This window comes from Mycobacterium sp. (assembly GCF_049683935.1).
Classification (GTDB): Bacteria; Actinomycetota; Actinomycetes; order Mycobacteriales; family Mycobacteriaceae; genus Mycobacterium.
This window is the reverse complement of the sequence record NZ_JBAUJR010000333.1, coordinates 1-3783: the sequence shown is the minus strand read 5'-3', so window position 1 is coordinate 3783 and position 3783 is coordinate 1. Positions and strand designations below refer to the sequence as shown.

4 protein-coding genes are annotated in these 3783 nt (G+C 69.0%); 2 read left to right on the top strand and 2 right to left on the bottom strand.

The window, feature by feature from the left end:
* Nucleotides 1–15: 15 nt before the first annotated feature.
* On the top strand, nucleotides 16–1104 hold the full coding sequence (locus WA965_RS19635) for an adenosine deaminase (RefSeq protein WP_526298860.1): 1089 nt from the start codon (nucleotides 16–18) through the stop codon (nucleotides 1102–1104).
* 1 nt (nucleotide 1105) lies between these two features.
* Here the strand turns inward: WA965_RS19635 and satS are convergent, their stop codons facing one another.
* Nucleotides 1106–2356, bottom strand: a complete 1251-nt coding sequence (satS, locus tag WA965_RS19630) for a protein export chaperone SatS (RefSeq protein WP_526298862.1) — start codon at nucleotides 2354–2356, stop codon at nucleotides 1106–1108.
* Nucleotides 2357–2460: 104 nt separating this feature from the next.
* On the opposite strand from satS, the gene WA965_RS19625 reads away from it, so the two are divergent.
* Nucleotides 2461–3330 (top strand): LLM class F420-dependent oxidoreductase, encoded by an 870-nt coding sequence (locus tag WA965_RS19625; protein ID WP_526298864.1) that lies wholly within the window; start codon nucleotides 2461–2463, stop codon nucleotides 3328–3330.
* A 7-nt stretch (nucleotides 3331–3337) separates the two neighbouring features.
* On the opposite strand, the gene WA965_RS19620 is transcribed toward WA965_RS19625, so the two are convergent.
* Nucleotides 3338–3783: C40 family peptidase (locus WA965_RS19620; protein WP_526447974.1), on the bottom strand; the 446-nt coding region annotated here is incomplete at its 5' end.

Sequence of the window (3783 nt, the reverse complement as noted above, 5' to 3'; positions counted from 1 at the left end):
CGTGAGGAGCACGCCATGACGACACCGTTGACGTTGGACAACATCCGGCAGGCGCCCAAGGCGCTGCTGCACGATCACCTCGACGGCGGACTGCGGCCCGCGACGGTGCTCGAGCTGGCCGCCGAACACGGCTACGACGAGCTGCCCGCCACCGACGCGGACGCGCTGGCGACGTTCTTCCGCACCGCCGCGCACAGCGGATCGCTGGTGCGCTACCTCGAGCCTTTTGCCCACACCGTCGGGGTCATGCAGACACCCGAGGCGCTGCACCGCGTGGCGCGTGAATGCGTGGAGGATCTCGCCGCCGACAACGTCGTCTACGCCGAGATCCGGTTCGCACCCGAGCTGCACATCGACGGCGGGCTGTCGCTGGACGCGGTCGTCGACGCGGTGCTCGCCGGGTTCGCCGACGGTGAGAAGGCCGCCGCCGCTGCCGGACACACCATCGTGGTGCGCTGCCTAGTCACGGCGATGCGGCACGCTGCCCGGTCGCGCGAGATCGCCGAGCTGGCGATCCGGTTCCGCGACAAGGGTGTGGTGGGGTTCGACATCGCCGGCGCCGAGGCCGGGTATCCGCCCACCCGCCATCTAGACGCGTTCGAGCACATGCGCGGCAACAACGCCCGCTTCACCATCCACGCCGGCGAGGCGTTCGGCCTGCCGTCCATCCACGAGGCGATCGCGTTCTGTGGGGCCGACCGGCTCGGCCACGGGGTGCGCATCGTCGACGACATCGAGTTGGCCGCCGATGGGTCGGCGCGGCTGGGGAGGCTGGCATCGCTGTTGCGGGACAAGCGGGTTCCGTTCGAGATGTGCCCGAGTTCCAACGTGCAGACCGGCGCGGTGGGCAGCATCGCCGAGCACCCGTTCGATCTGCTGGCCCGGCTGCGGTTCCGGGTCACCGTCAACACCGACAACCGGTTGATGAGCGACACCACGATGAGCCTGGAGATGCTGCGGCTGGTCGAGGCGTTCGGCTACGGGTGGAGTGATCTGGAGCGGTTCACGATCAACGCGATGAAGTCGGCGTTCATCGCGTTCGACGAGCGGCTGTCGCTGATCGACGACGTCATCAAACCCCGCTACGCCGTGCTGATCGGTTGACTTACTCCTCGCGCAGGCGGGACTCGACGAACGCCTCCAGCGACTCCCACTGGACTACCGCGTCGGCGTAGGGCGCGCTGGGGCGGTCGACGGATTCGGGATCGAGCACGTAGGTGATCAGGTGGCCCAGCGGCGCGTCGGCCGCGAGCTTGGGCTCGACGCTGGTGTCGTCGGCGTAGTCGGCGACGTCGCGCAGCAACTCGACGGCCAGCTCCAGCTGATCACGATCCACCCCCTCTGGGCCTTCGGCGAGGTCGTCGACGATGTCGGTCAGCACGTAGACGTTGTCGTCGGTGACGTCGACGCGCAACGAGCCGTCGGTGGCCGCGGTCCGGATGTCGTCGTAGGTGGCCAGGTCGGACAGGTCGTGGTCGTGCTCGTCGGCCAGGTAGCGCGCCAACGCCCGCTCGGATCCGAACACGCTGATGCGCCCGTTGCGGCCGAGGAAGATCGGCCGGTCCTCGAGGTAGCAGCGCAGGGTGAAGAAGGTGTTGCTGCTGGTCATGATCCGAACGGGGTCGATGCCCACCCGCTGCCAGAAGTCGTCGTCGCTGCCGAGGACCCGGGTCTGGGCCGCGGCGGCGAGATCGTCGGCTTCCTCGTCGGTGTCGACGACGTCGTCGATGACCACGTCGTCCTCGTCGATCTCCGGTGCCGGCTCGTCGAGCTCGGCCTGGGCCTTCTCGACGGCGGCGCTGTCGACGTCGGGGGTGGTGACGATCTCGTCGATCGCGTCGATCACCTTGTCCCAGCCGCGCGCGATGATCTTCTCGATCTCGGCCCAGCGCTTGCGGCCGGCCCGCCCGCTGAACGCTTCCGCTCCGCCGCCGACGGTTCCGAGCACCGGGTTGCCGTTGAAGAACTTGGTGACCGCGGGCAGCTCGCACACCGTCCCGATCGACGACGCGACCGCGAGTGCGCCGTGCAGCGCGTTCACGCCGTCCTCGGTGGGCTTCTCGGCGAGCAGTTCCTCGAAGCCGGCGAGGTCGTGGGTGTTCTCCTCGGCGGGGTCCAGCCGGTGGGCGTTGGCCTCGGTCAGCTTCTCCCACGCCGGGTGGTCGGCGATGTCGTTGTCGGTGTTGGTCCGCACGAATGCGACCAGGTCGGGAACGGATTCGAAGACATATAGATCCTCGTCCTTGCCGAGGAAGGCCTCCCACTCGTCGCCGTCGGCGCGCCACCGCGGCGCCCACAGTGTGTACACGTCGCCCTTGGTCAGCCGCAGCTGGATTGGCACGATGTCAGCAGCCATGGCGCACAGCGTAGCGACCTGCCTCCACGAGAATTCCGACACCGTTGCCGTACCGCAACAGGATCGTCGCTCGAGACGCCCTGCGGGCTTGTCAGGATGGCCGGATGGTCAGCGTGGGATTGCACAGTCTCGGCATCGGCGCCGGCGCGTCCCGGATGGTGATCGACGCGGTTGCCGCTGCGGCCGAGCGGTGCGGGTTCGCGACGCTGTGGGCAGGTGAGCACGTCGTCATGGTCGACGAACCGGTGTCGCGGTATCCGTACGCCGACGACGGGCGGATCGCGGTTCCGGCCACCGCGGACTGGCTCGACCCGATGATCGCGCTCAGTTTCGCTGCGGCGGCGACCAACCGGATCGGGTTGGCGACCGGGGTCCTGCTACTTCCCGAGCACAACCCGGTTCTGATCGCCAAACAAGCGGCCTCCCTGGACAGGCTGAGCGCCGGCAGGTTCGCGCTGGGAATCGGCATCGGGTGGGCGAAGGAGGAGTTCGACGCGCTCGGGGTGCCGTTCGCTCGGCGTGCGGCCCGCACGGCGGAATACGTCGCCGCGATCCGCGCGCTCTGGGGCGACGACGTGGCGTCGTTCACCGGGGAGTTCGTGGCGTTCGACCAGATCCGCGTCAGACCCAGGCCGCATCACGGCTTGGTGCCGGTGATCTGCGGAGGCAACAGCGACGCTGCGTTACGCCGGGTCGCCGCGTGGGGCGACGGTTGGTACGGCTTCAATCTCGTCGATGTCGAGGAGGCGGCCACGCGGATCTCGGTGCTGAGACGTGAGTGCCGCGAGGCCGGTCGCGACATGGGTGAGCTGCGGTTGTCGGTGGCGTTGCGTGAGCCGGTGCCGGCCGATCTGGGCAGGTTGGCCGACGTCGGCGTCGACGAGTTGGTTCTGGTGGCGTCCCCTCCGGCGGATCCGATCGCCGCCGAGGCGTGGGTCGAAGATCTTGCTCGTGAATGGCTGAAGAACGGTTGACGTGCCACTATGCGGTCGGGCGCCAGAAACCCTGGAATCCCTGACCGGCGTTGGCGGTCCTGATCGGGGACAACTTGACCGGGTCACCAGCTTCGACCATGAGGTTGTCCCCGACGACCATCGCGACGTGGCCGTCCCACACCGCCAGGTCGCCGGGTAGCACCGCGCCGTGGGCGATCGAGGCGCCGATGTCCTGCTCCTGGGCCAGCCGCGGGATGTTCAGTCCCGCTTCGTGATACGCCCATTGAGTCAGTCCGCTGCAGTCCAGGCCGACGCCCGGTGCCGTGCCGCCCCACTGGTAGGGCACCCCGAGCTGGGTCAGCGCGTGGCGCACCGCGTTGGCGGCGACGGCGTTGGGTGCCATCACGACGGTGCCGTCGGGCAGTCGCACCGCCACGCCCTCGCCGAACAGCGCCGCGTCCGCCGCCTCGGCTCCGTCCGGTCGGGTGAACC

Coding starts and splice junctions, on each gene's coding strand:
- WA965_RS19635 (WP_526298860.1), top strand. CDS start 16: ATGACGACACCGTTGACGTTGGACAACATCCGGCAGGCGCCCAAGGCG.
- satS (WP_526298862.1), bottom strand. CDS start 2,356: ATGGCTGCTGACATCGTGCCAATCCAGCTGCGGCTGACCAAGGGCGAC.
- WA965_RS19625 (WP_526298864.1), top strand. CDS start 2,461: ATGGTCAGCGTGGGATTGCACAGTCTCGGCATCGGCGCCGGCGCGTCC.